At 60.8% G+C, this 25,748-nt stretch carries 19 protein-coding genes; 9 read left to right on the top strand and 10 right to left on the bottom strand.

Annotated elements, in window-relative coordinates; all coding sequences use genetic code 11:
* Nucleotides 1–67: 67 nt before the first annotated feature.
* Nucleotides 68–916, bottom strand: a complete 849-nt coding sequence (locus ACILSR_RS08360) for a hypothetical protein (protein WP_395749292.1) — start codon at nucleotides 914–916, stop codon at nucleotides 68–70.
* A gap of 450 nt (nucleotides 917–1,366) precedes the next feature.
* On the opposite strand from ACILSR_RS08360, the gene ACILSR_RS08355 reads away from it, so the two are divergent.
* On the top strand, nucleotides 1,367–2,473 hold the full coding sequence (locus ACILSR_RS08355) for a sialidase family protein (protein WP_395749291.1): 1,107 nt from the start codon (nucleotides 1,367–1,369) through the stop codon (nucleotides 2,471–2,473).
* A gap of 2 nt (nucleotides 2,474–2,475) precedes the next feature.
* Nucleotides 2,476–3,207 carry a hypothetical protein gene (locus ACILSR_RS08350; RefSeq protein ID WP_395749290.1) on the top strand — a complete coding sequence of 244 codons (732 nt, stop codon included), beginning with the start codon at nucleotides 2,476–2,478 and terminating at the stop codon, nucleotides 3,205–3,207.
* Between the two features lie 70 nt (nucleotides 3,208–3,277).
* Here ACILSR_RS08350 and ACILSR_RS08345 read toward each other — a convergent pair whose 3' ends face one another.
* Nucleotides 3,278–3,988 carry an FKBP-type peptidyl-prolyl cis-trans isomerase gene (locus ACILSR_RS08345; protein ID WP_395749289.1) on the bottom strand — a complete coding sequence of 237 codons (711 nt, stop codon included), beginning with the start codon at nucleotides 3,986–3,988 and terminating at the stop codon, nucleotides 3,278–3,280.
* A 127-nt stretch (nucleotides 3,989–4,115) separates the two neighbouring features.
* Between ACILSR_RS08345 and ilvC the strand changes: the two genes are divergently transcribed.
* Nucleotides 4,116–5,144 carry a ketol-acid reductoisomerase gene (ilvC, locus tag ACILSR_RS08340; protein WP_395749288.1) on the top strand — a complete coding sequence of 343 codons (1,029 nt, stop codon included), beginning with the start codon at nucleotides 4,116–4,118 and terminating at the stop codon, nucleotides 5,142–5,144.
* Nucleotides 5,145–5,228: 84 nt separating this feature from the next.
* Here ilvC and ACILSR_RS08335 read toward each other — a convergent pair whose 3' ends face one another.
* Both ACILSR_RS08335 and ACILSR_RS08330 read right to left on the bottom strand, forming a co-directional pair.
* Nucleotides 5,229–6,854: a sodium:solute symporter gene (locus ACILSR_RS08335; RefSeq protein ID WP_395749287.1), complete on the bottom strand. Its 1,626-nt coding sequence runs from the start codon at nucleotides 6,852–6,854 to the stop codon at nucleotides 5,229–5,231.
* Between the two features lie 103 nt (nucleotides 6,855–6,957).
* The gene (locus tag ACILSR_RS08330; RefSeq protein ID WP_395749286.1) at nucleotides 6,958–7,272 is read right to left on the bottom strand and encodes a hypothetical protein; all 315 of its coding nucleotides are present in this window, start codon (nucleotides 7,270–7,272) and stop codon (nucleotides 6,958–6,960) included.
* A gap of 167 nt (nucleotides 7,273–7,439) precedes the next feature.
* On the opposite strand from ACILSR_RS08330, the gene ACILSR_RS08325 reads away from it, so the two are divergent.
* On the top strand, nucleotides 7,440–8,360 hold the full coding sequence (locus tag ACILSR_RS08325; protein WP_395749285.1) for a tetratricopeptide repeat protein: 921 nt from the start codon (nucleotides 7,440–7,442) through the stop codon (nucleotides 8,358–8,360).
* Nucleotides 8,361–8,457: 97 nt separating this feature from the next.
* Entirely contained in the window at nucleotides 8,458–9,039 is a 582-nt protein-coding gene (locus ACILSR_RS08320; protein ID WP_395749284.1) for a class I SAM-dependent methyltransferase, read from the top strand.
* Between the two features lie 131 nt (nucleotides 9,040–9,170).
* Here the strand turns inward: ACILSR_RS08320 and ACILSR_RS08315 are convergent, their stop codons facing one another.
* Nucleotides 9,171–10,622, bottom strand: a complete 1,452-nt coding sequence (locus tag ACILSR_RS08315) for a sulfatase (protein ID WP_395749283.1) — start codon at nucleotides 10,620–10,622, stop codon at nucleotides 9,171–9,173.
* A gap of 163 nt (nucleotides 10,623–10,785) precedes the next feature.
* Here ACILSR_RS08315 and ACILSR_RS08310 point away from each other — a divergent pair, with 163 nt between their 5' ends.
* Nucleotides 10,786–11,649: an alpha/beta hydrolase family protein gene (locus tag ACILSR_RS08310; protein WP_395749282.1), complete on the top strand. Its 864-nt coding sequence runs from the start codon at nucleotides 10,786–10,788 to the stop codon at nucleotides 11,647–11,649.
* A gap of 475 nt (nucleotides 11,650–12,124) precedes the next feature.
* On the opposite strand, the gene lysS is transcribed toward ACILSR_RS08310, so the two are convergent.
* Entirely contained in the window at nucleotides 12,125–13,609 is a 1,485-nt protein-coding gene (gene lysS, locus ACILSR_RS08305) for a lysine--tRNA ligase (protein WP_395749281.1), read from the bottom strand.
* 191 nt (nucleotides 13,610–13,800) lie between these two features.
* Here lysS and ACILSR_RS08300 point away from each other — a divergent pair, with 191 nt between their 5' ends.
* Entirely contained in the window at nucleotides 13,801–14,907 is a 1,107-nt protein-coding gene (locus ACILSR_RS08300) for an acyltransferase family protein (protein WP_395749280.1), read from the top strand.
* A gap of 579 nt (nucleotides 14,908–15,486) precedes the next feature.
* Here the strand turns inward: ACILSR_RS08300 and ACILSR_RS08295 are convergent.
* Both ACILSR_RS08295 and secG read right to left on the bottom strand, forming a co-directional pair.
* Nucleotides 15,487–20,436: a PVC-type heme-binding CxxCH protein gene (locus ACILSR_RS08295; protein WP_395749279.1), complete on the bottom strand. Its 4,950-nt coding sequence runs from the start codon at nucleotides 20,434–20,436 to the stop codon at nucleotides 15,487–15,489.
* 199 nt (nucleotides 20,437–20,635) lie between these two features.
* Nucleotides 20,636–21,280 (bottom strand): preprotein translocase subunit SecG, encoded by a 645-nt coding sequence (gene secG, locus ACILSR_RS08290; RefSeq protein WP_395749278.1) that lies wholly within the window; start codon nucleotides 21,278–21,280, stop codon nucleotides 20,636–20,638.
* A gap of 250 nt (nucleotides 21,281–21,530) precedes the next feature.
* On the opposite strand from secG, the gene ACILSR_RS08285 reads away from it, so the two are divergent.
* Nucleotides 21,531–23,684: a VIT domain-containing protein gene (locus tag ACILSR_RS08285; RefSeq protein WP_395749277.1), complete on the top strand. Its 2,154-nt coding sequence runs from the start codon at nucleotides 21,531–21,533 to the stop codon at nucleotides 23,682–23,684.
* Between the two features lie 60 nt (nucleotides 23,685–23,744).
* The gene (locus ACILSR_RS08280; RefSeq protein WP_395749276.1) at nucleotides 23,745–24,905 is read left to right on the top strand and encodes a VWA domain-containing protein; all 1,161 of its coding nucleotides are present in this window, start codon (nucleotides 23,745–23,747) and stop codon (nucleotides 24,903–24,905) included.
* A gap of 56 nt (nucleotides 24,906–24,961) precedes the next feature.
* Here the strand turns inward: ACILSR_RS08280 and ACILSR_RS08275 are convergent, their stop codons facing one another.
* Both ACILSR_RS08275 and ACILSR_RS08270 read right to left on the bottom strand, forming a co-directional pair.
* Entirely contained in the window at nucleotides 24,962–25,357 is a 396-nt protein-coding gene (locus ACILSR_RS08275) for a hypothetical protein (protein WP_395749275.1), read from the bottom strand.
* Nucleotides 25,354–25,722: a hypothetical protein gene (locus ACILSR_RS08270; RefSeq protein ID WP_395749274.1), complete on the bottom strand. Its 369-nt coding sequence runs from the start codon at nucleotides 25,720–25,722 to the stop codon at nucleotides 25,354–25,356. Before ACILSR_RS08270 ends, ACILSR_RS08275 begins: the two co-directional genes overlap by 4 nt.
* Nucleotides 25,723–25,748 lie beyond the last annotated feature (26 nt).

The following is a 25,748-nucleotide window of genomic DNA, read 5'->3' as shown; positions in this document are numbered from 1 at the left end:
GTGACCAACTCGCAAGGCTGATGGGGTGGGGGGGCCTTGAGGCCCAGTTGCGGCGCAACTGGGCTACTTACTCGAGGGATGCGAAGCGGGTGCGGAGTTTTTTGAGGGTGTCTTTGTTGGCGGCGCTTTTGCGTTCGAGTTCGCGGAGGAGGGTGGCGGCGCGGAGTTTTTCGCCGGAGTTGAGGAGGTCTTCGGCGTGGTTGGCGAGGTCGTTGAGCTGAGGGGTGAGGCCGGTGGCGGCGGAGGTCTGAGAGGCTTTGCCGGGAGAGGCGTGGAGGTGACCGCCGAAGACGTCTTCGATCTTGAGCCAGGTGGCTTCAGAGCCGTCCGCGGAGACGGCGAGCCAGAAGAGGCTGCCGTCTGCGCCGGAGGCTTCGAGGACGCGCCGATTGGCGACGATGGCATCGATCTTCTGCACGATCCATTTGTCTGTTTTGGCGCCGATTTCGAGTTCTTTGCCGTTCCAGCGGAGCTTGAGTTCCGCCTGCTGATTTTTGCCGACCCAGACGATGTTCTGAATGTCCTGGGGGAAGTTTTTGACGGGCGTGATGGCGGTGCCGGACTCGGCTTTAAACTCGACCATGTCACTGATGTTGACGGGGGTGATGAGCCGGAGGTCATCGCTGACGAAGTACCATGCGGCGCGGGTGTCGCTGAAGACGAGCTGGAAGACGCCGACATCGACGAAGGCGTGGTCTTTGAAGGGGGATTGATTCTGGCCGGTGGAGGTGACCGGGAAGATGTTTTTACCGTCGTAACGGAGGTGCTTGAGGGAATTGGTGCCGCGGAGGTCCCAGAGGATGCTGGAGATGGAGGTGGCGAATTTTTCAACTTCGGGCCATTCCTTCTGCTGTGCATGGGCGAGGCTGGTGAGGGCGCAGATGAGGAGGAGGAGGATGGGACGAAGGGAGATCATGCGGGCCGAATGGTGGCATTTCAGGAGAAGCCTGGCAAACTCGGAAGAGAGAATGCAGAAGGGCGAGAGAAGCAGACGGCGGGTTCGCTTCCCGGATTGCCAGCCAGAACCCAGGGGAGCACTCGCTGAATCTCGGCACCCTTGGGCTGAATGACGGAAGACCCGTGGTCTCCAAGACGATGCAGTCAGTTTATCAGGCCTGTTCGAAGCTTCCGGAGGGTTTGCTGAATGCGGGGGGCGGGCGGAGGATGTGCACTCGAGTTCAGAAGGGGGGACCAGGATGGTCCCCCCCTCCGCCTGAAGGAGCGATCCAGCCTTGGCGATGGAGCGGCTGTGCACGAAGGTGCGAATGGGTTTCTTTTCGAGAACTGGTGCCGTGGCTGTATTGAATCCGCCGTGCCTATTCCATTCCCGCAGACAAACCAGGCTCTCTGCCAACGTTCTCCCCGCATGAAAACGTTTTTCCTGCCCTTCCTCCTTGCGGCATCTCTGCACGCCCAGGACATTGCCCCGTTTCCCAAAGCGCAGGTTCAGAACGTGTGGGTGCAGCCGATCTGGGCAGACGGACACCACAACGGTTTCCCGGGCATCGCACGTGTGGGCGATTTCTATTACGTGACCTTTCGCAGCGCCGAGGCCCATGACTCCCCCACTGCGAAAATCGTCGTCATTCGAGCGTCCTTCAAAGACCTCAAGGCCTGGGAAAAGGTCGCGGAGTTCACCCGCGAGCATGACTGCCGGGATCCGCTGGTGTTTGACAACAAGGGCAAAGTACAAGTGGTCTTCCACTCCAAGGAAGACTTCTTCTCCCAGTCTGCCGACGGCCTCACGTGGACGGAACCTCGCGAGCTCGAAACCGAATTTGTCCAGCCGAAGGCCGACAGCCGGCTCACGTTCACCTCGCAGCGCCGCTGGCTCTTCCGAATCCGGCGGGGGCCCGACGGCGCCTTCTACAGCCTGGCACGTTGTGGTATTCACGGCAAAGACAGCCGCGGCTCCTTCGGCCTGATCCTCTACCGCTCCGAAGACGGCATCAAATTCACCGGCATGCACACCTATGGCGAAGGCCCGACCAGCGCCATCAGCCAGGCAGGCGGGTCGGGCTGGGGCCATGAGTCCGATGTGGCATGGACGCCCGACGGCACTCTGGTGAGCGCCATTCGCAACAGCAACCCCGGTGTCGTCGTCTTTGGCAAAGCACCGCTGGGCCCATGGAAGGCCTTTGCCACCGACGCCTGGAACTTTGGCGGGCCCGCACTGCACCAGACCAAAGGCGGCGGCATCCTCCTGGCCGCACGCGCACTGCCAGAAAAGAGCACCACCGGCTTTCCCAGCGTGTGCAAAGTCTGGACCGTCACCGCCAGCGGCGTCGAAAAGCCGTGGATCATCCCCAGCGCAGGAGACGGCGCCTATCAAAGCTTTGCCGATGGCGTGTCCAACGACGAAGTCCTCCTCGCCTATTACTCCTCCCACGAATACCCTCAGCCCAAAGGCGTTGGCAAAAATCCCGCCAACATCTACCTCGCCCATTTGCGTATCCGGCACAGTCCACCTTGAGCATGTCAAAGAAGAACAACAACAGCGCCAGCAATTACTCCCAGCTCAATCCCGAACTTATCGTCGCCACGGTCGAGCAGCTTTCGCGGCGCATTGAAGAACGCTTTCCGGAAGCCGGACTCCGGCAGGTTTCGGCGCACCTCTGCCACATCGCGCGTGATGCACGCCAGCGTGTTGTCGAGTCGGCAAGGCGTTCCATTTCGATCCACCTATCGATTCTGCTCCTGCTGGGGCTGTTCGCCGCCGGGGTCCTGATGAGCATCTCGCAGCTGCGCATTCAATTTCAGCCCGGCTCCGTGACCTGGCTGGAGTTCATCCAGGCCATGGAGTCCGGCATCAATGACGTCATCTTCATCGGTGCGGGCATTTTCTTTCTCGTGAGCCTCGAAAGCCGCATCAAGCGCCGGCGCATTCTCAAAGCCCTGCACGAGCTGCGCTCCCTGGCCCATGTCATCGACATGCATCAGCTCACCAAAGACCCGCAGCGCGCCACGGGGACACTGGTCACCACGCCATCCTCGCCCTCCGACGAACTCTCCCCCGATCAGCTCATCCGCTACCTCGACTACTGCAGCGAAATGCTCTCCCTGGTGGGCAAGCTCGCCGCGCTGTACCTGCAGCGTTCTGATGACGCCGTCGTACTTAGCACGGTGGACGAAATCGAAGGTCTCACCACGGGCCTCTCCCGCAAAATCTGGCAGAAGCTGATGATCATCCACGCCGGCCCGAAGTAGCCTCCATTCCACAAAAAAGGCAGGTCCGCAGACCTGCCTTTTTGAATGGTTAAAGATGGCGTGGGGAAACTTACTTCACGATGCCGAGCAGCTCGACTTCAAAGACCAGCGTCTCGTTCGGGCCGATGTCTCCGCCTGCGCCGTTCTCGCCGTAGGCGAGCTGGGAAGGAATGAAGATCTTCCACTTGGAACCCACGGGCATGAGCTGCAGCGCTTCCGTCCAGCCTTTGATGACCTCCTGCACACCGAAGGTGATCGGCATGCCGCGCTCCACGGAGCTGTCGAAGACTTTGCCGTCCAGCAGGGTGCCGTGGTAGTGCACGTTCACCTTGTCCGTCGCCACAGGCTTCGGTCCGTCACCTGCCTTGAGCACTTCATACTGCAGGCCGCTGGCGGTGGTGGTCACGCCCTTGCGCTTGCCGTTATCGGCCAGGAATTTTTCTCCGGCGGCCTTGGCTTCCTTGACGCGCTCCGCCGCCTTGGCCTGCATGCTCGCTTCGAAGGCCTGCATGGCGGCTTCCAGTTCAGCCGGGGTGTACTTCGGCTTTTCGCCGGCCATGACCGATTTGATGGCTTCGCTCAAGGCAACCACGTCGATGGCGACATTCTGCTTCTTGAAGTTTTCGCCGATGTTAAGGCCGATAAAATAGCTGACTTTGTCCATAGGTACGGGTCCTGCAGCGGCGGGGGCGGCCACAGCTTGTGCGGGTTTGACTTCCTGGGCTTGAGTGAGGGAGGTGGCCGCGAGCACGGCGCAAAGCAGGGCAATGGTGGGTTTCATAATTGGAGCCCGGAAACTACCCACGGCTTTCCAGCCGGTCAACGACAGCCTTGGCACCCCGGGAAAAACCCGGTTGACCCCGCCCCCCCCTTGAAGCACTATCGCCGCCCCTCTAACCAGAACTACTATGCCCGCGAAAATCTATACAGAAAAAGACGCCAGCCTTGCACCGCTCAAAGGCAAGACCTGCGCAGTGATCGGCTTCGGCTCCCAAGGCCATGCCCACGCCCTCAACCTCAAAGAGAGCGGCGTCAATGTGATCATCGGCCTCTACCCCGGCAGCAAGAGCCGCGCCGTCGCCGAAGAAAAGGGCCTCAAGGTCTATGACACCGCGGAAGCTGTGAAGAAGGCCGACGTCATCTTCGTCGCCGTGCCAGACACCAAGATCGCCGATGTTTTCGACAAGGACATCAAGCCGAACCTGACGAAGGGCAAGACCCTCCTCTTCAGCCACGGCTTCGCCATCCATTTCAAGACGATCATCGTCCCGACCGACGTGAACGTGATCATGGTCGCTCCGAAGGGCCCGGGCCACATCGTGCGCCGTCAGTACACCGAAGGCAAAGGCGTCCCCGCCCTGATCGCCATCTATCAGAACGCTGACAAGCAGGCCAAGAAGATCGCCCTCGCCTGGGCACACGGCATCGGCGGCACCCGCGGCGGCGTCATCGAGACCACCTTCAAGGAAGAAACCGAAACCGACCTCTTCGGCGAGCAGACCGTGCTTTGCGGCGGCGCCAGCGCCCTCGTCCAGGCAGGCTTCGAAGTTCTCGTCGAGGCTGGCTACTCCCCTGAGATGGCCTACTTCGAGTGCTTGCACGAATTGAAGCTTATCGTGGACCTGATGAACGAGTCCGGCATCGCCGGCATGCGTTTCTCCATCTCCGAAACCGCCAAGTGGGGCGACGTGAAGGTCGGTCCAAAGATCATCGACAAGTCCGTCAAGAAGCGCATGAAGGAAGCGCTCAAGGACATCCAGACCGGCAAGTTTGCCAAGGAATGGATCCGCGAGACGAAGACCGGCTACAAGAAGTTCAACAAGCTCCTCAAGGACGGCGAGAAGCACCCGATCGAAAAGACCGGCGCCCGCCTCCGCGGCCTCATGCCCTGGATCAAGAAGCGCGACATCAAAGGCCAGCAGGCCAGCTACTCGTAAGAGTGGGAAGCGGTCAAGGCGGCTCTGCCGTCAAGATCGTCAAAGAATCAACAAAGGCGCGGACTGGAAACGGTCCGCGCTTTTTTATGCCTTCATGTCCTGCTGGGTCTGAACTGGAGTGCGGAAGAGGATGGCCACACTGAAGGTCACGACAGTGCCAAACATAATCCGCCACGGGAACTCGATTACCGGCACCCAGTCCGCATGCTTCCACGTGCTCTTCGCGTCAAACAGCCTCAGCACATCGATGTCCAGCCCGCTCAGATAAGCCACCACCACAAACCCCGCCAGCATCGCTAGCGCATTTCCAAAATCATTGCCCCGCCCGCGAGTAAACAGCCCAACCATAAACACCCCCAGCAGCGAGCCATACGTGTAGCCAAAAATGCCCAGGATGATCGGCAGGATCCGCAGCGTCGGGTTGTGCACCGTCACCCACGCCGTCCCCAGCGCCACCGCGATTAAGAGCGCCGCAAACAGCACCGTGCCGAACCGAAGCACTCGCACCTTCCCCTCATCCGTCGCAGGCTCGCCAAACCAGCGGAAGTGAAAGTCCCTCACATAACTTGTCGCCAGCGCATTCAGCGCCGTGCTGAGAGATCCCATCGCCGTCGCCAGCACTCCCGCCAGCACAAGCCCGCGAATTCCCCCCGGCATTACCGTCAGGATGAAATGCGGAAACACCTTGTTTGCAAAGACCTTCCCGTCCTCGCTGTGCGGCAGCGTCACATCCGGATTTTGCTGGTAGTAAACCCACAAAAGAATGCCGATTGCCAGCACCACCAGCGTGATCGGCACATCCGCCAGTCCGGAGAGAATCGTCGCCATCGCGCTCTGCTTCTTGTTCTTCGCCGTCAGCATTCGCTGCACCATGTCCTGGTCCGTCCCATGCGTCGCCAGCGTCACAAAGGTCGATCCCAAAAACGCCGCCCACACCGTGTACTCCTGTTCCAGGATTCCCTTGATGTTCCCCCACACGCCCGCGCCCTCTTTAAATCCCCAGTCCCACACCAGCAGATCCTTATCCCCGGTCAGCAGCTTCTCCGCCCCCGCCCACCCGCCGGGAATGTGCCCCAGCAAATAGATCAGCGAAAAACTCAGCGCACAAATCAGCACGATGATCTGGATCACATCCGTCCAGATCACCGCACGAATGCCCCCTATTGAAGTGTAAAGCGCGGTCGCCAGCGTCACAAACACCAGCGCCCCGCCCGTCAGCAGGAACTCCTTCATCGGTGCCAGCGTCTCGTTTGGATATTGCAGATGCCAAACCAGCACCAGCAGCATGCTCGGCACCCACAGTCGCGTCCCGCTCGCCAGCGTACGGGTCACCAGAAACACCACCGAGGTCAGCCTCCGTGTCCGCGGCCCAAAGCGCTGTCCCAGGAACTCATAAATGCTCACCACATTGTGCCGGTAATACGCAGGAATAAATACCGCGCTCACCACCACCCGCGCCAGCAGGTATCCCACGATCAGCTGAATGTATGTAAAGTTGCGAAGCGCATACCCTTCACCCGGTGCCCCAAAAAACGTCCCCGCGCTGATCTCCGCCGCCAGGATAGATGCCAGCACCGCCCACCACGCGATCTGCCGGTCTCCCAGCGTGAAGCCCTCCACACTGCCGCTCTTGCTGCGCTGAGAAAGGCCGATGCCAATGATCAGGGCAAAGTATCCGAAAATGACGAGCGCATCGAGGAGGTAGGGCATGGCGTGTGTGGCGCGAAGTCTCGCTGCATATCACCACACACGTCAAGCACACAGCCTGCCACCGGCCAAACTCCTGGCGGCGGCGGCAGGCAGCACTGCCGCATCACTTCGTGACGACATTCGTCTCCAGCTTCGGCAGCGCACGAACGATGACGCGATCCTCCACCGAGGTGCCGCGCGGAGACACGATGGTGATTTCCTCATACACCTTGCCGATGTCCTTGTTCGTCAGCGGGTGGTGGATGAGGCGGCGCGTGGCCACCGTGGTGTCACCATAAGCCTTTACCGTCACTTCTCCCGTCGGAGTCGGAGATGCCGTGCGTACCGTCTCAGTCCTGGTGCCCGCGCATTGGCTGAGAAGAAAAGCCGCGGAAAGTTGAAGGGCGGAACGATAGAAGGAATAAGGACGCATTTTCATAGGGATGATTGGTTGAGCAAGCTGACAGGCGTGTTGGATGCGATCTCCTTAAGGTCGTTCAAAAAATTTGGGACTCTCCACGCTCCATCCTCACCCCAATGCCACTCCCGCGGGGGTATTTTAGTCTTGCCACGCCATCGCGGCATCCGCATTATCACCACACATCCATGCAGAAACGGCTCTTATATTTGCTGGCTTGTGCGGGCGGCATTCTTTCGTGCCTCACGCTGAATGCGCAGACCCAAAAAGCGCAGGTCGCACACGACACAGGGCGCCTTCTTGCGCTTCATCAGCATTATCAGAGCGTGGCCTCCCTCTCGGCGCAGGGCAGGCTGGCGGAGGCGGAGGCGGAGCTCCGCGTCATCGTCTCCACCTGCCGCGAAGTCTTTGGCAAAGAGCACCCGGACACGCTCACCAGCCGCAGCGATCTCGCCGCGACCCTCGCTCACGAAGGAAAATACGCCGAGGCCGAAAAAGAAAACCGCGCCGTCCTAGCGATACGCCAGCAGGTGCTGGGCAAAGACCACCCGGACACCCTCCTCAGCCGCAACAACCTCGCCGCCACCCTCCAGGAGCAGGGGCGCCACGCCGAGGCCGTGCGGGAATATCGCGCCGTGCTCGACGTACGGCAGCGCATCCTCGGCCCCGAGCATTCGGATACCCTGGACAGCCGCAACAATCTCGCCACGGCGCTGAACGACCTCGGCCGGCATGCCGAAGCCGAAAAGGAGCACCGCGCCGTGCTGGCCCTCCGCGAAAAACTCCTGGGCCAGCGCCACCCCAAGACCCTGGCCAGCCGCAACAATCTCGCCGCCGTACTTCAACTGCAGGAGCGCCATGCCGAGGCCGAGCAGGAGCACCGCACCGTCCTGGCCCTCCGCGAGAAAGTGCTGGGCCCCGAGCATCCCGACGTTTTCCTGAGCTGCTACAATCTGGCCCTCTGCCTCGAAGCGCAGTCCAAATTCAAAGACGCGCTGCCCATCATGCAACGCGCCCAAATTGGCTTCAAAAAAAGCCTCGGCCCCTCCCACCCCTACACTCAATCCGCCGGGGAGGGTCAGCGCCGCATCGCCTCCGAAATGAAGTAGCCTTGTTTGCTGCGCGAAATGGGCTTCCCCCTTCATTTCACTTTCTCACCAGCAAAAATCCTAGCACCCCACCACGTGCTCGTTACCATCGGGCTCAATGTCCGCCGTCACCTTCGTCAAAGAGCTGCGCCACAACTGGAAAACCATCGGAGCCGTGGCTCCTTCCAGCCCGGCGTTGGCGGAGCGCATGATGGAGGCCGCAGGCGTCTGGCGTGCCAAGCGCATCCTTGAGCTCGGCCCTGGAACCGGTGCGTTCACCGGAGCCATCGCCGACTCCATGCCACACGATTCTGAGTATCTCGGCATCGAGCTCATCGACACTTTCGTGCAGCAGCTCCGCCCCCGCTTCCCGAAGATGCGCTTCGAATGCGCCGGTGCCCAGGAATTTGACTTCACCCAGGTGCTCCCTGCCGGGGAAAAATTCGACACCATCGTCAGCGGCCTGCCCTGGACCGCCTTTCCCCGCTCTTTGCAGGAGGCCATCCTCAACAATGTCCTGCCCCATCTCGCTCCCGGAGGATGCTTCGCCACCTTTGCGTATTGGGGCTTTCACAAGCTCCCCGGCGGCCGCCAGTTTCGCGCCCTCCTGCACGAGATGACCCACGGCGTCGAAACCTCGCGCATCGTCTGGGGCAATGTCCCGCCCGCGTTTGTTTACCTCGCCCGGAAAGGCCACTGAAGCTCCTGCGAAGATTCGCGGGGAGTGCCCGTACTCCGGCTTGGGAACGATGGGCGGAGCGAGAGTGTGTGGGATCAGGATGATCCCACTCCTGCCAGAACGGCTGCGAGGAGAGCGCCAGCTACCACGCCTCACTCATCTGCTTTCTTTGCTTTACCCTTGCCCTTGCCTTTACCCTTCTTCGGCTCGCTCGCTGTCTTTTGCTCCTCATTCTTCGCCGGCATGGGTGCCTTGATCCCTTCCCGCCACGCGATCATTTTCGCGTGCATTTCCTTCACTCTTCCGGGCATCTCCATTGCCAGGTTCTTCTGCTCGCCGATGTCGTCCTTGAGGTTGTACAGCTCCAGGCGTCCATCTTCAAAGAACTCCATCAGCTTCCAGTCGCCCACTTCGATGAGTCCTACCGGTGTCGTGCGCCAGGTTCCTTCGCCTGCGCCCAGATAGCCCGGGAAGTGCTGGTAAATGGCCTCGCGCTTCAGGCCGGCGGTCGCATCTCGGAACACTGGCACGAGGCTTTCGCCGTCCAGCGGCTGTCCCTCTGGCAGGGCAGCCTTGCCGATGTCTGCAAACGTTTGGTACAGATCCACATGCACCGTGGGCACATCGCTGCTCGTGCCCGGCTTTGTGACTCCAGGCCACCGCACGATGAAAGGCACGCGGGTGCCGCCTTCATAGAGGCTGCCCTTGCCACTGCGCAGCGGCGCATTGTCCGTGATGTCTCCGCCCTTCTTGATGCCCTCGCGTGCATAGCCGCCGACGCCACCGTTGTCGCTGCTGAAAACCAGCACCGTGTTGTCCGCCAGCTTCAGTTCATCCAGCACCTTCATCACACGGCCCACGCTCTCATCCACACTTGCGATCATCGCCGCATAGACCGGACTGTGATGGCCGCCCACCGGTGCCTTGTCCTTGAATTTTGCGATGAGGTCCTCCTTCGCCTCATGCGGCGAATGCACTCCGAAGTGCGGCAGGTATAAAAAGAACGGGCCATCCTTGTGCCGCTGGATGAAGTCCACCGCCTTGTCCGTCAGGAAGTCGGCCAGGTACTCCTCTTTCGGGTGCTCCACCTTCGGCTGCGTCTTGAAGCCAAAATGCTTCCCCATCGACACGATGGCCTCGTCAAAACCGCGCGCCGCTGGGTGGTGCTTTTCATCTTCTCCGAGATGCCATTTGCCAAACATCCCCGTCGCATAGCCAGCCTTCTTCATCGTCTGCGCGATCGTCACCTTTTCCAGCGGCAGTTCCGTCACGTTGTCCACCGGACGCAGCGGCCGGGACTCCCATTCAAAGCGACCGATCCCGCCCACGGTATAAACACCCGTGCGCGGCCCATACTGCCCGCTCATCAGCGCCGCCCGAGTGGGCTGGCAGTTCTGGCAGTGATGGTGGCGCGTCATCTTCATGCCCTGCTGCGCCAGTTTGTCGATGTTCGGTGTTTCGTAGTATTTGGAGCCAAAGCAGGCCACGTCCGTGTAGCCGAGGTCATCGGCGAGGATGAAGACGATGTTCGGCGCACGATCAGCAGCGTCAGCCGAAAGAGACAACGCAAGAACAAAGGCAGAAAGAATAGTCGCGATCTTCATATCCGCCCCTGAACGCCGCCCGCCACCGCCACATTGCATGATTCTCAGGCTACGAAACTTTCCCCCACCCGGGCGCTGGATCGTGGGGCCGACTTGGCCGCGGCCGCCAGCCATCCCTCATTTCGCCATCGACATCCCGGCGCCTTCTTGCTTTCATCGTCCCATGATCCGGCACACCACTTTCCTCCTCGTCCTCACCCTGACCATCGCCACCTGCTGCAGTGCTGCCGATTCAAAGAAGACCACCGCCTCCTCTGACACCAGCATCAAGCCCGGCGTCCGTTCCCCCATCACTTTCAGCACCTCCCCGGAAGTCTCTGACAACGCGCAGCTCAAGATGCGCATGCACGCCGCCGAGACGCCGCCGCCCTTCAGCATCGGCATGGAGAAGTTCGACATCATTGTCCCCAAAAAATACAAAAAGGGCGATCCCCACGGCCTTTTTATCTGGATCAGCCCCAGCAATGCGCCGTCTCTCTCTCCCGAGTGGGAGGCCGTGCTGGCCGACAAGAAACTCATCTTCGTCGGCGCCCACAATTCCGGCAACAATCGCGAAGTTTTTGCCCGCATGCGCATGGCCGTCGATGCCAACGACAACCTCCGCAATCTCTACGACATCGACGACCAGCGTGTTTACGTCTCCGGCTTCTCCGGCGGAGCGCGTGTCGCCAGCATGCTGGGCGTCACCTACGCAGAGATGTTCACCGGCACAATCGCCTTCATGGGCGTCAACTTTTACACCGACATCGTCACGCTCGACAAAACCGAAGTCTTCGAAGCCCGGTACATCCCGCACGACGAGATCCTCGGTCTCGCCAAAACCGACTGCCGATACGTCCTCGTCACCGGAGAGAAAGACTTCAACCTCAAGAATACCAGCGCCGTTTTCGAGAACGGCTTCAAAAAGGAGGGCTTCAAATCCGTCGAACTGATGAACATCCCAGCCCAAGGGCACCAGCCCCCCAAAGCCGAATGGCTCATCAAAGCCCTCGACTACCTCGACGCTGGCAAAGCCACCAAAAAGTAACCGCTTCATTACAGCACTCATCTCGCTCCGCCGAGATGCACCCAGCGCCCCCTATGTGGAAGTGCGATAGACACTCTTGTCTGTCGATCCCAGCGCCCTCACTCCCCCCACCTCCGGCTAACGCCATTCAGCGCCCAACAGCGCGATAGGTCCCAGGAACCGCAGCGCAGCGAAAGTAAACAGCCGCAGGCTGACCGAAAGGTGCGCGCAGCGAAACAATCCATACGTGCGCTTCAGCGCCACTTTCGCGCGTCCCACGGTTCCTGCAGGAGGCCAGCCATCCTTAGCGAATCCACTCTCCCAGCGCCGTCTTGGTATACCGGCTTTAGCCGAACCCTGAGGGACTGACTAACAGAGATGCAATGCAACAAAAGCAGCAGAGAAAAAAACTCTGCCCCCTCTGCCTCTTCGCTCCTCAGCGGCAAAAATCGAGTGCCTCATGCCCTCGACTCCACCCATCAGGTCCTCGCCAATGCTACTCCTTCCGCTTCAACTGCGGGAAGAGAATAACATCACGGATGCTCTCTGCACCCGTCAGCATCATGATCAGCCGGTCAATGCCGATGCCGATGCCACCCGCCGGCGGCATGCCATGCTCCAGCGCCAGGATGAACTCTTCATCGATCTTCTGCGTCTCCTCACCCGCCTGATGCTCGAGGCGCTCGCGCTGGACGATCGGGTCATTCAGCTCGGAATACCCAGGACTGATTTCCTGGCCGTTGATGATCAGTTCATACACGTCCACGATCGAGCCGTCCTCCGCGTTCTGCTTGGCGAGGGGGACGAGTTCTTTTGGGCAATGGGTGACGTAGAGAGGATCAAACTGCCTGGCTTCGATGAGGCGCTCGAACACATGCTGTGTGACTTCGTAGTCTTCAAAGTTTGCGCCGATTTCCACGCCCAACTCACGTGCGCGTGCCTTGCGCTCCTCCGGGGTGTAGTCGTACCACTTCGGATCGACGCCTTTGAGCAGGTCGGTGTAACGAGTACGCTTCCACGGGCGGGAAAGGTCGATGGTCTTCGTCACCGCACCCTCCTCGTCCTTGTGCTCGATTTTGAGCCCACCACAGAAGTTCTCCGCCAGACTGCAGATCATGCCTTCCACCAGGTCCGCCATCTTCTCAAAGTCCGCATAGGCCCAGTAGGCCTCCAGCATGGTGAACTCCGGATTGTGCCGGCGGCTCAGGCCTTCATTGCGGAAGTTCCGGTTCAGCTCAAAAATCTGCGTGAAGCCCGCCACCAGCAGCCGCTTCAAATAGAGTTCCGGCGCGATGCGTAGAAACATCGGCTGGTTCAGCGCATGGAAGAACGTCTCAAATGGCTTCGCCGCCGCGCCGCCGGGGACGTCCTGCATCATGGGCGTCTCCACTTCCAGAAAGCCATGCTCCTGCATGTAGCCGCGGATTGCCGCCACCATTTTGCTGCGCGTCACAAAGATCTCGCGGCTGCGGTCGTTCGAAATGAGGTCCAGATAGCGCTGACGGTATTTGATCTCCTTGTCCGTGACCCCATGCCACTTGTCCGGCAGCGGGCGCAGTGCTTTGGAGAGCGGTGTCAGCTTCTTCACATGGATGGAGTTTTCACCCCGCTTCGTGACGAAAGTAAACCCCTCCACCCCGACGAAATCGCCAATGTCGATGAGCTGGTTGAACTGCACGTAAGCCTCGTCGCCCACATCGCCCTTGCTCAGGTAGCACTGCATGCGTCCGGTGATATCGCCGATGTCAAAGAACGTCGCCTTGCCCATCTCACGACGTGAAAGCACGCGCCCCGCCACGCTGACCTGCAGTTCTTCAAACTGGGACTTCATCCGCTCCTTCAGCGCGCCGGGCTGATGCGTGGTGTCAAACCTGCCGCCAAAGGGGTCGATGCCCGTCTTCACCAGTCCATCCAGCTTCTCACGGCGAAATTGCAGAAGTTCAGACTCAGAATGTTCAGGGGCTGCGGGCGTCGGTTGCATGGTCGTACGAATAGGTGGGCCATGTCCATAGCCCCTTCCACACGCTTTGCCACCCCCAAATGCCAAAGGAGCCATCTTGGACGCCTCCCTTCTCGCTCCCCCGAGATGCGCCCACCACCCTCCCGCCCCAAACCGGGCGTGGTGAAATTTGCGATGGTCATGCGAAGGGATTCCTGATATGGGCTTGGGGCATGGCTGATGTGACCTCTTCTGTATCCGCGCCGCAGGCGCGGCTGATGTCTTTGGATGCGCTGCGGGGTTTTGACATGTGCTGGATTTTGGGACTGTCCGCAGTGGTCACGAAGGTGCTGGGGCGGGCGTTTCCGGGGAATGGACTGGTGGCGGACATCGCCATGCAGTTTGAGCATGTGAAATGGGAGGGGTTTCGATTTTATGACCTGATCTTTCCGCTGTTCTTGTTTCTGGCGGGGGTGTCGATGGCGATTGCGCTGCCGAGGCGCGTGGCGAGGGATGGACGTGGGACGGCGGTGAGGCATCTGGTGATGCGAGCCGCGGTGCTGGTGGCTCTGGGCATCCTGGCATCCGGTGGATTGAAGGATGGCTTGGATCAAATTCGGTGGCTGGGGGTGCTGCAACGGATCGGGATAGCTTCTGCAGCGGCGGGTATGCTTTCGCTATGGCTGGGGGCGCGCGGATTGACCGTGGCGATGGCGACGCTGCTGATCGTGTACTTTTGGCTGCTGCGATGTGTGCCGGTGCCGGATGTGGGCACGGGACATTTTGCGGAGGGCGTGAACCTGACTAACTACCTGGACAGTGTGTGGCTGCCGGGGCGGAAGTATGACGGGGATCATGATCCCGAGGGAATCCTGAGCACGATGCCGGCGATTGGGACGGCGCTGCTGGGAGTGCTGGGGGGCCAGTGGCTGGTGGGTGAGGCGAGGCCGATGAGGAAGGTGGGTGGATTGATCGTGACGGGCGCGGTGATGATCGCGCTGGGATGGGCGTGGCATCCGTTTTTTCCGGTGATCAAGAAGATCTGGAGTTCGAGCTTTGTGCTGGTGGCGGGAGGCTGGAGCGCGGTGCTGCTGGGGGTGTTTTACTGGAGCGTGGATGTGCGGGGATGGCGAAGAGGGCTGGGGCCGTTTTTGTGGGTGGGGGCGAATCCGATCGCGCTGTATTTGTGCTCGGGGTTTGGATTTTTTCGGGTGGTGAGTGCGAGGCTGATGTTTGAGACTCCGGCACCCTATGACTGGATGGGTGCGATGATGACGTTTTTGGTGATGCTGGTGACGGCGCGGTGGATGTATCGGCGTGGGATTTTTGTGAGGGTGTGAGGTGGGGCGGTCGCAAGACTCGTTGCCAGGAAGACGATCTTGAGGACGTTCGGTTTGCCGCAGAGGGGCAAAGAGGCAGAGGTGGCAGCGATTGAATTTATTCTCTGTGCGCTTTCCGTATCTCCGATCCACTGGGGTGAATTGAAGATTCCTTCGGCTTCCAAACTGCAATGGTGAGGACGTCGCCCAAAACACCCTGCGGACCTCAGTTCCGAAAATCGATATCATTGCAGGATGCCGCGCCGAGGTGCTGCTTAACGCATTCCTGCGCTCTTTCAGAGCGCGGCCTTGAGAGAATGGACCGCGTCATTCAACCCAGGGCTTGCGCCCTGGGCTGACTCCTGCGGGCCGTTGGCCCGGGTTGAGGGGGGATAGCAGGGTCTCGGTGAAGCGAAGTCGAAGGATCGAGGACCCATTCTTCGCTAAAGCTACGAAGGGGAAGCCGAGTTCGAGTAGGAGGACGAGGACGATTCTGAAGGGATCCAGTGGTGGGATGGTATTTTGTAGCAGGATGATGTCTGGAGGTGCGGCGGGAGCGCACGGCTCATCTCGACGGAGCGAGATGGCTACTAGGATGGGCTACTTTCCGGAGGCCCACTTGGCGGCGTTGGTGAGGATCTGCTGGTAGGGCTTGAGGTAGTGGACGCGGGCGTCGTGGCCGAGGGCGATGCCGACGATTTTTGCCTTGGGGTGGTTGGTGATCCAGACGCTGGGGTGAGGGGCTTTGTATTTGTCGCTGGGGCTGGTTTCGGCGAGGACGGTGATCTTGGAGGTGCCGGCGGGGATTTTGTCGGGCTCGGCGTTTACGTAGTAGAGTTCGTCTTCGACGGTGAAGGAGGCGGGGACACCGGCCATGATGGGGTGGTCTGCTTTGACGGCTTTGACATCGAAGGGATGAATGCGGTCGTGGCCGCGGGCGCCGCCGCCGACGATCTGGGCATTGAGTTCGGGCCAGCTGCCGAAACCATACCAGGTGCCGGGGTGGAGCATGACGATCCCCTTCCCTGCGGCGGCGAAGTCGAAGAGGGCTTTGCGATAGACGGCGGTGTCGAAGAATTTGCGGTTCACGCTGATGATGGCGACGTCGGCGTTGGCGAGTTCAGCGGCGGCTTGATCGCGGTCTTCGGTGTAGTTTGCGGAGAAGCCGGCGGCTTTGAGGGTGGCGACGTCGGTCTTGCCAAAGAACTCGGCGAAGTTGTGGGAGGAGCCGCCGCCGATGACGAGGACTTTGGTCTTGCCGGGTTCCCAGTTCATGGGTGTCGCGGGGACGAGGGGGCCATCGCCTTTGCCGCCTTCTTTGGGGCCGGCTTCGGCGGTGGCGGGAGCGACTGCGTTGGTCTTTGGCATGGGCGCTGTGCCACCTAGTTTCGCGGGTTCGGCGCTGGCGGTGATGGCGACGGTGCAGGGTGTGACGATGCTGCCGCTGGTTTCGAGGGTGATCTTTTTGAGAGCGCCTTTTTTCTTCAAGTTGAGCGCGAAGTAACGAAGCTGACCGCGCCGGGTGAAGTCGCCGGCATCATCGCTGAGGGGGACTTCGGCTTTGCCGATGTAGTCGGCGAAGTGCTCGCCGTTTTTGAGGAGGATGCTTTCCTTGTCGCCGTCGGCGAATTCGACGTGAACGGTCATGGCAGGCTGGCCGAGGGCTTTGTCACCACCGAAGGGCCAGCCCCAGCCGGCGACGCCGCCGAGGAAGTGCAAGGAGGCGGCGGTGGCGTTGGTGGCGATCTCGACCTTTGCGGGGAAGTTCTCTGCCACGGTGCCTTTGCCGCCGCCTTTGAGGGCGATGAGGCTGGCGCCGGTTTGAGATTTTTCGGGGTCCATGACGAAGAAGGGCACACCTTCCACGGTGACGTTGCCGAACTTGTGGAGGGTCACGGTTTGGTCCTTGGCGTCTTCCTTGGCGAAGATGCCGGCGCGGCTGTCGGCGTTGTAGGCGGTGCGCAGATCGATGACGCGGAATTTTTGATCGCCACCGCAGATGAAGGCGAGGATGTCGCGCAGGGTTTCAGCGCCGAGAGCTTCGAGGCCTTCGGGCATGAGGCTGCGGCGGGTGTTTTCGCGAGAGGTGATGTCGGCTTTTTTGATTTCGAAGTCGCCGCCTTGATTGCGCAGGGTGAGGCTGGCCTGATTTTCGGTGGTGATGACACCGGCGAGGGTCTCGCCTTTTTTGGTGGTGATGTTCCAGGCCCAGAAGCTGGGGTCAACTTCGCGGTTGGGATCGACGATGTGAACGAGGAGTTCGGCGGGGCCGTGAGCGCCCATGCCGGTGAGCTGCGGGCCGACATCGCGGAGGCCGACATCGCCGAGCTTGTGACAGACGGCGCAGGCGGCGGTGAACATGAGCTTGCCTTTGACGGCATCGCCGGGTTTTTCGACTTCGGGGGTGAGCTGGGCGAGGAGCTCGTTCTTGGCCTTGGCGTTGGGATTGAGCTTGTCGATCATGGCATTGGCCTGCTTGGCGACCTGCTTGTTGGGATGGGTGCGCAGGCGGGCGATGTTGCCGGGGCCGATGTCTTTGGGATCGATCTTGCCGTTTTGGATGGCGGCGAGGAGAGCGAGGGAGGCTTCGGGGCGTTTCAGGATGGCGTCGAAGGCCTGGGTCTGGAGGGCGGGCTTGAGCTGGTTCAGGACGGGGACCAACTCGGTCACGGCGGAGGTTTCTCCGAGCGACTCGATGATGGCGGACTGGAGGGCTGGCGGAGATTCCGGACCGGCTAAAGCCGGGACTACAATACGAAGAGAATCGCCGCCGATGCTGATGAGGGATTTGGCGGCGTTGATGCGATCGGAGAGAGGGGCGGACTTGTCGCCGAGCTTGGCGCTGAGTGTGGCGATCTGGGCTTTGACTTCGGTGGCGAGGGCACCGGCTTTGTCCCACTTGGTGACGAGGGGCAAGGTGGCGGGGGCGAGGGCGGGCTGGGAGAGGAGTTTTTTGAGAGAAGCGGTGAGCTCTGGGGTGAGCGCGGGTGCTTCGGTCAGCTGCTGGGCGATGCCTTGGAGGATGATGATTTTGAGGGCGTCGGCTTTGGCGTCTGCGGTGGCGCAGGCGGAGATGAGCTGGGTGGTATTGGCTGGCAGCGATGCTGGCAGCAGGGCGGACACAAAGGCATCGATCCTGGCAGCGCCGGGGCTGGCAATCGCCGCCTGAATGGCAGGAAGTGCGTGATCACTGCAGGCGGCAATGATGGCAGAGCGGGTCCAATCATCCTGAGCCTTGGAATAGTTTTCAATGATGCTGGCAACTCGACTTGGATCGGCTGCGGCATCACGCTCTACATCAAAGATCTTGAGAGCGGCGCTGCCGGTGGAGGGCACCATGTCGGACGGGTGTTGATTTCCGGCTTCCATGTAAAGACGGAGAGCCTGCTCGGCCGTGTGGGCGTTGGCGCCTTTCTCCATCACGGAGAGGAGCTGCTTGGGATCGTTCTTGTCGAGCTTCACCACATCGAGCTTCTTGGCCTTCTTGTGCTGCACTTTCCAGATGCGGCCGAAGTAGTGGTCGCGGTCGGGGCGGACGGCGGCGTTGGCGGGGCCGTGGATGGGGCCGCGGGTGTCATTGTGAATGACGGCCTGATTGTAGAAGTCGACGACATACAGAGCGCCATCGGGGCCGACGCGGTTTTCGATGGGGCGGAACCAAAGATCTTTGCTGCGGATGAATTCGGTCTGCTCGCGTCCGGCTTCGCGGTGGGCTTTGTAGGTGACGCCGTCTTTTTCGACGAAGAAGTGGCTGACGATGTTGAGGGTGGGCTCGGTGGTGAAATAGCTGTAGTTCCACCTGGCGGGCCAGGCGCCGCCTTCGTAGATGGCGCAACCGGCGGCGGCGGTGTAGCTGCCGACTTGATCGATCTGCACGTAGGCCTGCTCGGGCCAGGACATGAGGGGATAGGTGGGTTCCTTTGGCAGCATGCCATTGGTGCCCATGACGCCAGGGAGCTTGCCTTTGGCGAGGACGTACTCGGGGAGAACGACGTGGAGGAAATGATTGCCGCTGGTGGGCTGGGTGAAGAAGACCTGGCCGTCCCAGGTGATGTCGAGGCCCCAGGTATTGCCGCCGCGTGAGGCGTATTGTTCGAAGGCGCTGCCATCGGGTTTGAAACGGACGACGCCGGAGCCGTCGGTGCCGAAGTCTTTGGCGCCATCGGGCGAGGTGACGTGGCCGGAGCTGTAGCCGTGGGTGGCATAGACCCAGCCGTCGAGGCCCCAGCGGAGATTGTTGATGACGGCATGGGTGTCTCCGGTGCCGAGGCCGGTGTAGAGCTTGGTGCGCTTGTCGGCGGTGTCGTCGCCATCGGTGTCTTCGAGGAACCAGATGTCGGGGGCGGCGCAGGCGATGACGCCGTTTTTGTAGAAGCAGAAGCTGGTGACGAGTTCGAGCTTGTCGGCAAAGACGTGTTTTTTATCCATGACGCCATCGCCATTGGTGTCGGTGAGGATGGAGATGCGGTCGATGGGATCGCGGTCGTATTTTTTGGTCCAGGAGCCGCTGTCTTTCCATTTTTCGACATTGAGCTCGCGGCGGCCATTGGGGTACTCGGGAGTCTCGCAGACCCAGAGGCGGCCTTTAGGGTCCCAATCGACGTTCATGACTTTGTTGATGAGGGGCTCGCTGGCGACGAGGGAGATGTCGAACTCGGGATGGATCTCGAGTTTTTCGGCGGCTTTCTCGGGGCGGGTGGGGCCGCCTTCGACGTAGCGGAGATTGTCGCCGAGTTCGTCGGGCTTGCAGAGTTCATCGACGTTGTCGCGTTTGCCGGCCCAGGCGATGCCGCGGAGGAGAAGGGCGCGGAAATTGGGGCGGCTGAAGTTGGCGTAGTAGTGGCCGGGGATGCTGACGAAGGAGCGGTAGTTGTCCTTTTCATAGGTCCAGACCTGGGGCTGGATGTCGTAGATGCTGACTTCCTTGCCGCCCTTGGTGATTTCATCGGCGCGCTTGGCGGCTTTTTCATTGCGGGCGCCAGCGGGCTTGGGGGTGTAGGCTCCGGCGAGGATGCGGCACTCGGGGAGGACGTCCATGTCGTAGTAGATCTCGTCGTCCATGGCGAAGTTCGAGAGGTCCTTGGTGATGGGATTCTCGTGATCGGTGAAGTAGAGGTGCATGGGCCCCTCGCGCCATTTGGTCTGGCCCTGGTGCCAGGAGCCGCCGATGATGGTCTTGAACCAGTCGTGGTCTTTGGAGACGGAGGCGGCATGGATGGTGACGATGCCGCCGCCGCGCTGGAGGTATTCGAGGAGGTCTTTGCGCTCCTGGCCGATTTTGATGTCGCCGCCGCTGTCGAGGTGAAGGATGAGGACGTCGGTTTGAGCGAGCTGCTCCTTGGTGGGGAAGGCATCGCCGCCGGTGGCCTTGGCACCGCGTTCATTGAGGAGGGGGACCCAGTCGCGCAGGAAGGAAGGATGATCGTGAGCGCCGGGGCCGTGGGATTTGGGGCCGGAGCGGATGAAGACTCGCAGCGGCTCCGCCGCAGAGGACGCGTGCGGAATGGCGAATGACGACAGCAGAGCGAGGCCGAGGATGAGGCGTTTCATGGTTGGCGTGATGGTAGGCAGAACCAACGGAGGATGGGAAGTCCGTTTTCGCACGGGGCGCTATCGGAAATGCACATGTGCTTTTTTGTTCTTGGGTCTTTGTTCTTGGTTCTCGGTTGTTGGAGCGGGGGCGGAAAAAAGAAAGGGCACGACTTGCGTCGTGCCCTGTGGGGGAATGGGGAACTGAAGGAGGGAAGACTTACTTCGGCTGATCCGCTGGAGGTGCGGGGGCTGGTGCTGGGGCCGGCGTGGGTGCTGGTGTAGGAGTTGGAGCAGCAGCGGGAGCCGGTTCCGGCGTGGGTGCTGGAGCAGCGGCGGGAGCCGGAGCTGGCGTTGGAGCCGGGGTCGGTGCGGACGCAGGTGCGGGAGTTGGAGAAGGAGCCGGAGTGGTGGCAGGAGCGGGAGCTGCTTTCTTGTCGTCGGCTTTGGGGGCCTCGGCGGGCTTGGCGGGGTCGCCGGCCTTGGCGGCATTTTCTTTGGAGGCGGCTTCCTGGATCTGCTTCATCAGCTTGGCTTTGAGCTCTTCGTCAGGAGAGGTGGCGGGAGCGGGAGCCACGGCTTCGGGCTTGGCATCGCCAAAGAGTTTGGGGCCCTTGGCGGCGTTCTGCTTGCGGCTGACGAGCACGGCCAGAAGGATGGTGATGCCGAAGAGGATAATGGCAAGATAGACGGTGAACTTCTGCAGGACGTTGGTGGTTTGAGCTCCCCAGACCTGGCTGGCGGCGGCATCGCCAAAGGAAGCGCCGAGGCCTTCCTGACGAGGGCGCTGCATGAGCACGACGAGGATGAGCAGAAGGCAGACGATAACCTCGACTGCAGTGAGAATGCCAATGAAGATGTCCATAAGAGGGGCTGGTAGGGGGGCGCGAATATGGGGGGACTTCCGGGGTTGGCAAGGGGGAGTTCGCCTTCTTCGCCGGGAGCCGAGACTGGGATATGCGGGATGCGAGGGGCATGGGGAAGGGCGAGGGAGGTGGGATTTATGAGTTACGATTGATGATTTATGATTTGTCGGAGGAGAGGAGTGGGCGGCCGGGGAGGGGGTTTACAGTGGGTTTACAGACGAGGCCGGGGGCGTGGAGGACGCTGGAGCCATGAAGACGACTTTTTGTGCTCTGTTTGTTTTTATGGCCGGCCCCCTGATGGCGCAGAGTCCGCGGATGCCGGGGTGGATTTCTCCGAGTGCGCGGGTGATCCATGCGCAGCCGGTGGTGGTGACGGAGGTGGAGGCGCGGATCGACGTGGCGGATCAGATCGCGACGACGACTTTGGACATCGCGCTGCGGAATCCGACAGGGAGGCCGCAGGAGTCTGAGCTGCTGGTGCCGGTGCCGAGCGGGGCGGTGCTGAAGATGTTTGCCTTTGAGGGCGGAAACTCGGAGGGGACAGCGAGGCTGCTGCCGCGGGATGAGGCACGGCGGATCTACGACAGCATCGTGGCGCAGACGCGGGATCCGGCGCTGTTGGAATTTGTGGGGAACGCGGTGGTGAAGTCGAGCGTGTTTCCGGTGCCGGCGAACGGAGTGCAAAAGGTGCGGGTGACGTATGAGCAGCTGCTGGAGGCGGACGGGGCGCGGATAGATTATGTACTGCCGCGGTCCGAGGCGGTGGAGTATTCGGTGCCGTGGAAGCTGACGATGCGGGTGAAGTCGGCGGTGCGGATTGCTTCGATTTATTCACCGAGCCATGAGGTGGCGGTGAAGCAGCCGAACGGGAATGAGGCGAGCCTGACGTGTGAGACGAAAGCCCCGGGGGCGTTCCGGGTGTGCCTGCTGCGAGATGCGAAGGATGAGATGACGGCTTCGCTGCTGGCGTATCCGGACCCGAAAATCGGAGGCGGGTATTTTTTGGTGATGATGGCGCCGCCGAAGCCGAAGGCGGATGCGAAGGAGATGCTGAGAGAGGTGACGGTGGTACTGGACCGCAGCGGAAGCATGGCGGGACCGAAGCTGGACCAGGCCAAGGCGGCAGCGCTGCAGGTGATCGAAGGGCTGAAGGACGGGGAGGGATTCAACCTGATCGTCTATAATGAGGCGGTGGAGACGTTTGCAGCGCAGCCGGTGATCAAGACCGCAGAAACGACAAAGCAGGCGCGGGAGTACATCAACGCGCTGCGAGTGAGCGGCGGCACGAACATCCATGACGCGGTGGTGGAGGCGTTGCGGCAGAAGCCGCTGGATGGGATGCTGCCGATCGTGCTGTTTTTGACGGATGGACTGCCGACGATCGGGCAGACTTCGGAGAAGGCGATCCGCGAGACGGTGGCCAAGGGGAATCCGCATCAGCGGCGGGTGTTTACCTTTGGCGTGGGGGTGGATGTGAACACGGCGCTGCTAACGCGGATGGCGCGTGACACGCGGGCGACGGCGGAGTTTGTGCTGCCGAGGGAGGATGTGGAGGTGAAGGTGGGGCGTGTGTTTGAGAGGCTGCGCGGACCGCTGCTGACAAAGCCTGCGCTGCGGGTGCAGGATGATCCGAACCGGGTGAGCGACATGATCCCTGCCCCGCTGCCAGATGTGTTTGAGGGTGAGCAGATTTTGCTTTCGGGAACCTACCGCGGAGAAGCGCCGCTGCATTTCCAGCTGACGGGGGCCGAGGCGGGTGGGGAGCGGAAGTTCGACTTCACATTTAACCTGAACAAGGCGAGCACGGCGAATGCGTTTGTGGCGCGGCTGTGGGCCAGCAACAAGATCGCGGTGCTGAGCGAAGCGATCCGTGACATGGGTGCGGATGGCGGGACCGGGAATACGACGGAGCTGGTGAATGAGATCGTGCGGCTGTCCACGCAGTTTGGCATCTTGAGTGAATACACGGCCTTCCTGGCTGAGGAGGGAACCTCCCTGGCGGCGGCACCGGCGAATGCGAGCAAGGCGGCGGAGAACTACAGCGAGAAGGCGATGAAGATGCGCAGCGGGCCTGCTGCCGTGGCGCAGCAGGACAATCTGAAGAAGGGAGCGGAGTCGAAGCAGCTGAATGTGCGCAACCGCTGGCTGGATGACAAGATGCAGGCCATCGAGATCACGAAGGTGCAGCAGTGCCAGGGTGGAGCGCTCTTTAACAAAGGGAACCGGTGGACGGATGCGAGCGCGGCAAAGGCTGAACGTGCTCCGGACCGCGTCATCGAGATCGGCAGCGCCGAGTTTGGCCGGCTGGTGGATGAACTGGCGGCGGACAACCGGCAGGGACTGCTGGCGCTGCGTGGAGAGCTGCTGCTGGAGCACCGAGGCCAGGTGGTGCTGGTGCGCTGAAGATTTTTCGTCGGTCCAATCAACTCAACTCAAAACAAATCAATCAATCCAACATCAACTATGAAAACAAAACATATCCTGATCGCCGCGGCATTGACTGCGTGCCTGGCCAAAGCCAAAGACCTTCAACCGCCAGCACCGGTGGTGGAGGTGACGAAGGTGGAAGCCGCGGCTGAAACGCCGCTGGTGCAGATAGCGGTGCTGCTGGACACGAGCAGCAGCATGAGCGGGCTGATCGAACAGGCGAAGACGCAGCTGTGGAAGCTGGTGAACGAATTCATCTCCGCGAAGCAGGGTGGCAAGACGCCGGCGGTGCAGGTGGCGCTGTATGAATACGGGAAGTCCTCGCTGCGGCCTGAAGAAAACTGGATCCGACAGATTCAGCCGCTGACGCGGGACCTGGACAAGGTGTCCGAGGAGCTGTTTGCGCTGACGACGAACGGCGGAGATGAGTACTGCGGAGCGGTGATCCAGCGGGCGACGAAAGACCTGGCGTGGGATGCGAATCCGAAAGTGTACAAGGCGATCTTCATCGCCGGGAACGAGCCGTTTACGCAGGGGCCCGTGGATTCGAAGACGAGCTGCAAGGAGGCGATCGCGAAGGGGATCATCGTGAACACGATTCATTGCGGGGGTGAAGCGCAGGGGATCGCGGAGCACTGGAGCGAGGGAGCGCTGCTGGCAGACGGCAAGTATCTGGTGATCGATCAGAACCAGGCGATCGTGCACGTCGATGCACCGCAGGACAAGGAGATCGTGAAGCTGAACGAGGCGCTGAACAGCACGTATGTGAACTACGGGGCTACGGCTCCGGCGGCGAAGGCGAGGCAGCTCACGCAGGATGACAATGCGGCGGCGAAGGCGGAATCGGGTGCGCAGGTGCAGCGTGTGATCAGCAAGGCCAGCGCCAACTACTGCAATACGACCTGGGATCTCGTCGATGCGTGCAAGCAGAAGGATTTCGACATCTCAAAGGTGAAAGAGGAGGATCTGCCACAAGAGATGAAGAAGATGAGCCTCGAGGAGCGGAAGGCGTACCTGGAGAAGAAAATCGCGGAGCGCGCGGAGATTCAGAAGAAGGTGCTGGCGCTGAACAAGGACCGGGAGGCTTATGTGGCGACGAAGCGCAAGGAGTCGAGCGGGAAGGACACACTGGACACCGCGATGAGCAAGGCGCTGAGGGAGCAGGCGGAGAAGAAGGGGATCGCGTGGGAGAAGTGAAAACGAATTATGAAGGATGAATTATGAATTCTGAATGAGGTGAGCCGGCCGGGTGACTATTGTCCGGCCGGCTTCATGCTGCGCATCCAGATGAAGAAGGCCAGGGTCATTGCGATGGCTGCGCCGAAAAGGCCGATGGTGAGTGGCAGGATGACTTCTCCCATGGCTGCATGGAAACGTGCCCTGTCAGGAGGACCCTTTAAGCCAAGAGTTGAAAGAACTGTCATGAGGCCTGTGGTCGTGCCGACGAAGCCGATAAAGAGCGGCAGAGAAGCCGCCATGGTATATCCCCAGCGGACGCTGGGGGAGGGCCGCTTCTTGAACAGGATGATGCCGAGGATGAGCAGACCCAGTATGGATAAGACCAATGGGCGAGACGTCCATCCGGCCATGGAGATGTAATCGACCAAGGAGTAGTGGCAAACTTCGATTGCGGCCTCTTCGGTATTCATAGGATGGCAGGTGGGGTGGCAGGAGCGGGCACTGTGCGCGGGCGATGGATCATGAAGATGATCGAGCAGAGGATGAGGAGAGGGACTGTGACGGAATTCACCGCAGAGCTGATGGTCAAGCAGTCGGCCAATGCTTGTGCAGCAGCGGCGGGATCGCCCACGGCATGCCTGAAGATGTGAGAGAACTTGATGTAGTGAGACACGGCAAAAGCCATGCCCCAAAACCAGAGCGCAATGATGCCTGCCAGCAATGCAGCGCGCCAGTGGAGTGGCAAGTTTCGCAGGAGGATGGTAATCGCGAGTACGAGCAGCAGAGCGGCGAAAAAGAGGATGGCGACCATTTGATGACTCTCTGAAGACGGCATGAAAAAGGCAAGATGAAAAAGCGCCA

Source organism: Prosthecobacter sp., assembly GCF_044222565.1.
GTDB lineage: Bacteria > Verrucomicrobiota > Verrucomicrobiia > Verrucomicrobiales > Verrucomicrobiaceae > Prosthecobacter.
Note: the sequence above shows the minus strand (reverse complement) of the source record. Positions and strands in the feature narration are given on the sequence as shown.

What these genes read in the sequence shown, in the direction of transcription:
- ACILSR_RS08360 (WP_395749292.1), bottom strand. Translation starts at nt 916, where the DNA reads ATGATCTCCCTTCGTCCCATCCTCCTCCTCCTCATCTGCGCCCTCACC.
- ACILSR_RS08355 (WP_395749291.1), top strand. Translation starts at nt 1,367, where the DNA reads ATGAAAACGTTTTTCCTGCCCTTCCTCCTTGCGGCATCTCTGCACGCC.
- ACILSR_RS08350 (WP_395749290.1), top strand. Translation starts at nt 2,476, where the DNA reads ATGTCAAAGAAGAACAACAACAGCGCCAGCAATTACTCCCAGCTCAAT.
- ACILSR_RS08345 (WP_395749289.1), bottom strand. Translation starts at nt 3,988, where the DNA reads ATGAAACCCACCATTGCCCTGCTTTGCGCCGTGCTCGCGGCCACCTCC.
- ilvC (WP_395749288.1), top strand. Translation starts at nt 4,116, where the DNA reads ATGCCCGCGAAAATCTATACAGAAAAAGACGCCAGCCTTGCACCGCTC.
- ACILSR_RS08335 (WP_395749287.1), bottom strand. Translation starts at nt 6,854, where the DNA reads ATGCCCTACCTCCTCGATGCGCTCGTCATTTTCGGATACTTTGCCCTG.
- ACILSR_RS08330 (WP_395749286.1), bottom strand. Translation starts at nt 7,272, where the DNA reads ATGAAAATGCGTCCTTATTCCTTCTATCGTTCCGCCCTTCAACTTTCC.
- ACILSR_RS08325 (WP_395749285.1), top strand. Translation starts at nt 7,440, where the DNA reads ATGCAGAAACGGCTCTTATATTTGCTGGCTTGTGCGGGCGGCATTCTT.
- ACILSR_RS08320 (WP_395749284.1), top strand. Translation starts at nt 8,458, where the DNA reads ATGTCCGCCGTCACCTTCGTCAAAGAGCTGCGCCACAACTGGAAAACC.
- ACILSR_RS08315 (WP_395749283.1), bottom strand. Translation starts at nt 10,622, where the DNA reads ATGAAGATCGCGACTATTCTTTCTGCCTTTGTTCTTGCGTTGTCTCTT.
- ACILSR_RS08310 (WP_395749282.1), top strand. Translation starts at nt 10,786, where the DNA reads ATGATCCGGCACACCACTTTCCTCCTCGTCCTCACCCTGACCATCGCC.
- lysS (WP_395749281.1), bottom strand. Translation starts at nt 13,609, where the DNA reads ATGCAACCGACGCCCGCAGCCCCTGAACATTCTGAGTCTGAACTTCTG.
- ACILSR_RS08300 (WP_395749280.1), top strand. Translation starts at nt 13,801, where the DNA reads ATGGCTGATGTGACCTCTTCTGTATCCGCGCCGCAGGCGCGGCTGATG.
- ACILSR_RS08295 (WP_395749279.1), bottom strand. Translation starts at nt 20,436, where the DNA reads ATGAAACGCCTCATCCTCGGCCTCGCTCTGCTGTCGTCATTCGCCATT.
- secG (WP_395749278.1), bottom strand. Translation starts at nt 21,280, where the DNA reads ATGGACATCTTCATTGGCATTCTCACTGCAGTCGAGGTTATCGTCTGC.
- ACILSR_RS08285 (WP_395749277.1), top strand. Translation starts at nt 21,531, where the DNA reads ATGAAGACGACTTTTTGTGCTCTGTTTGTTTTTATGGCCGGCCCCCTG.
- ACILSR_RS08280 (WP_395749276.1), top strand. Translation starts at nt 23,745, where the DNA reads ATGAAAACAAAACATATCCTGATCGCCGCGGCATTGACTGCGTGCCTG.
- ACILSR_RS08275 (WP_395749275.1), bottom strand. Translation starts at nt 25,357, where the DNA reads ATGAATACCGAAGAGGCCGCAATCGAAGTTTGCCACTACTCCTTGGTC.
- ACILSR_RS08270 (WP_395749274.1), bottom strand. Translation starts at nt 25,722, where the DNA reads ATGCCGTCTTCAGAGAGTCATCAAATGGTCGCCATCCTCTTTTTCGCC.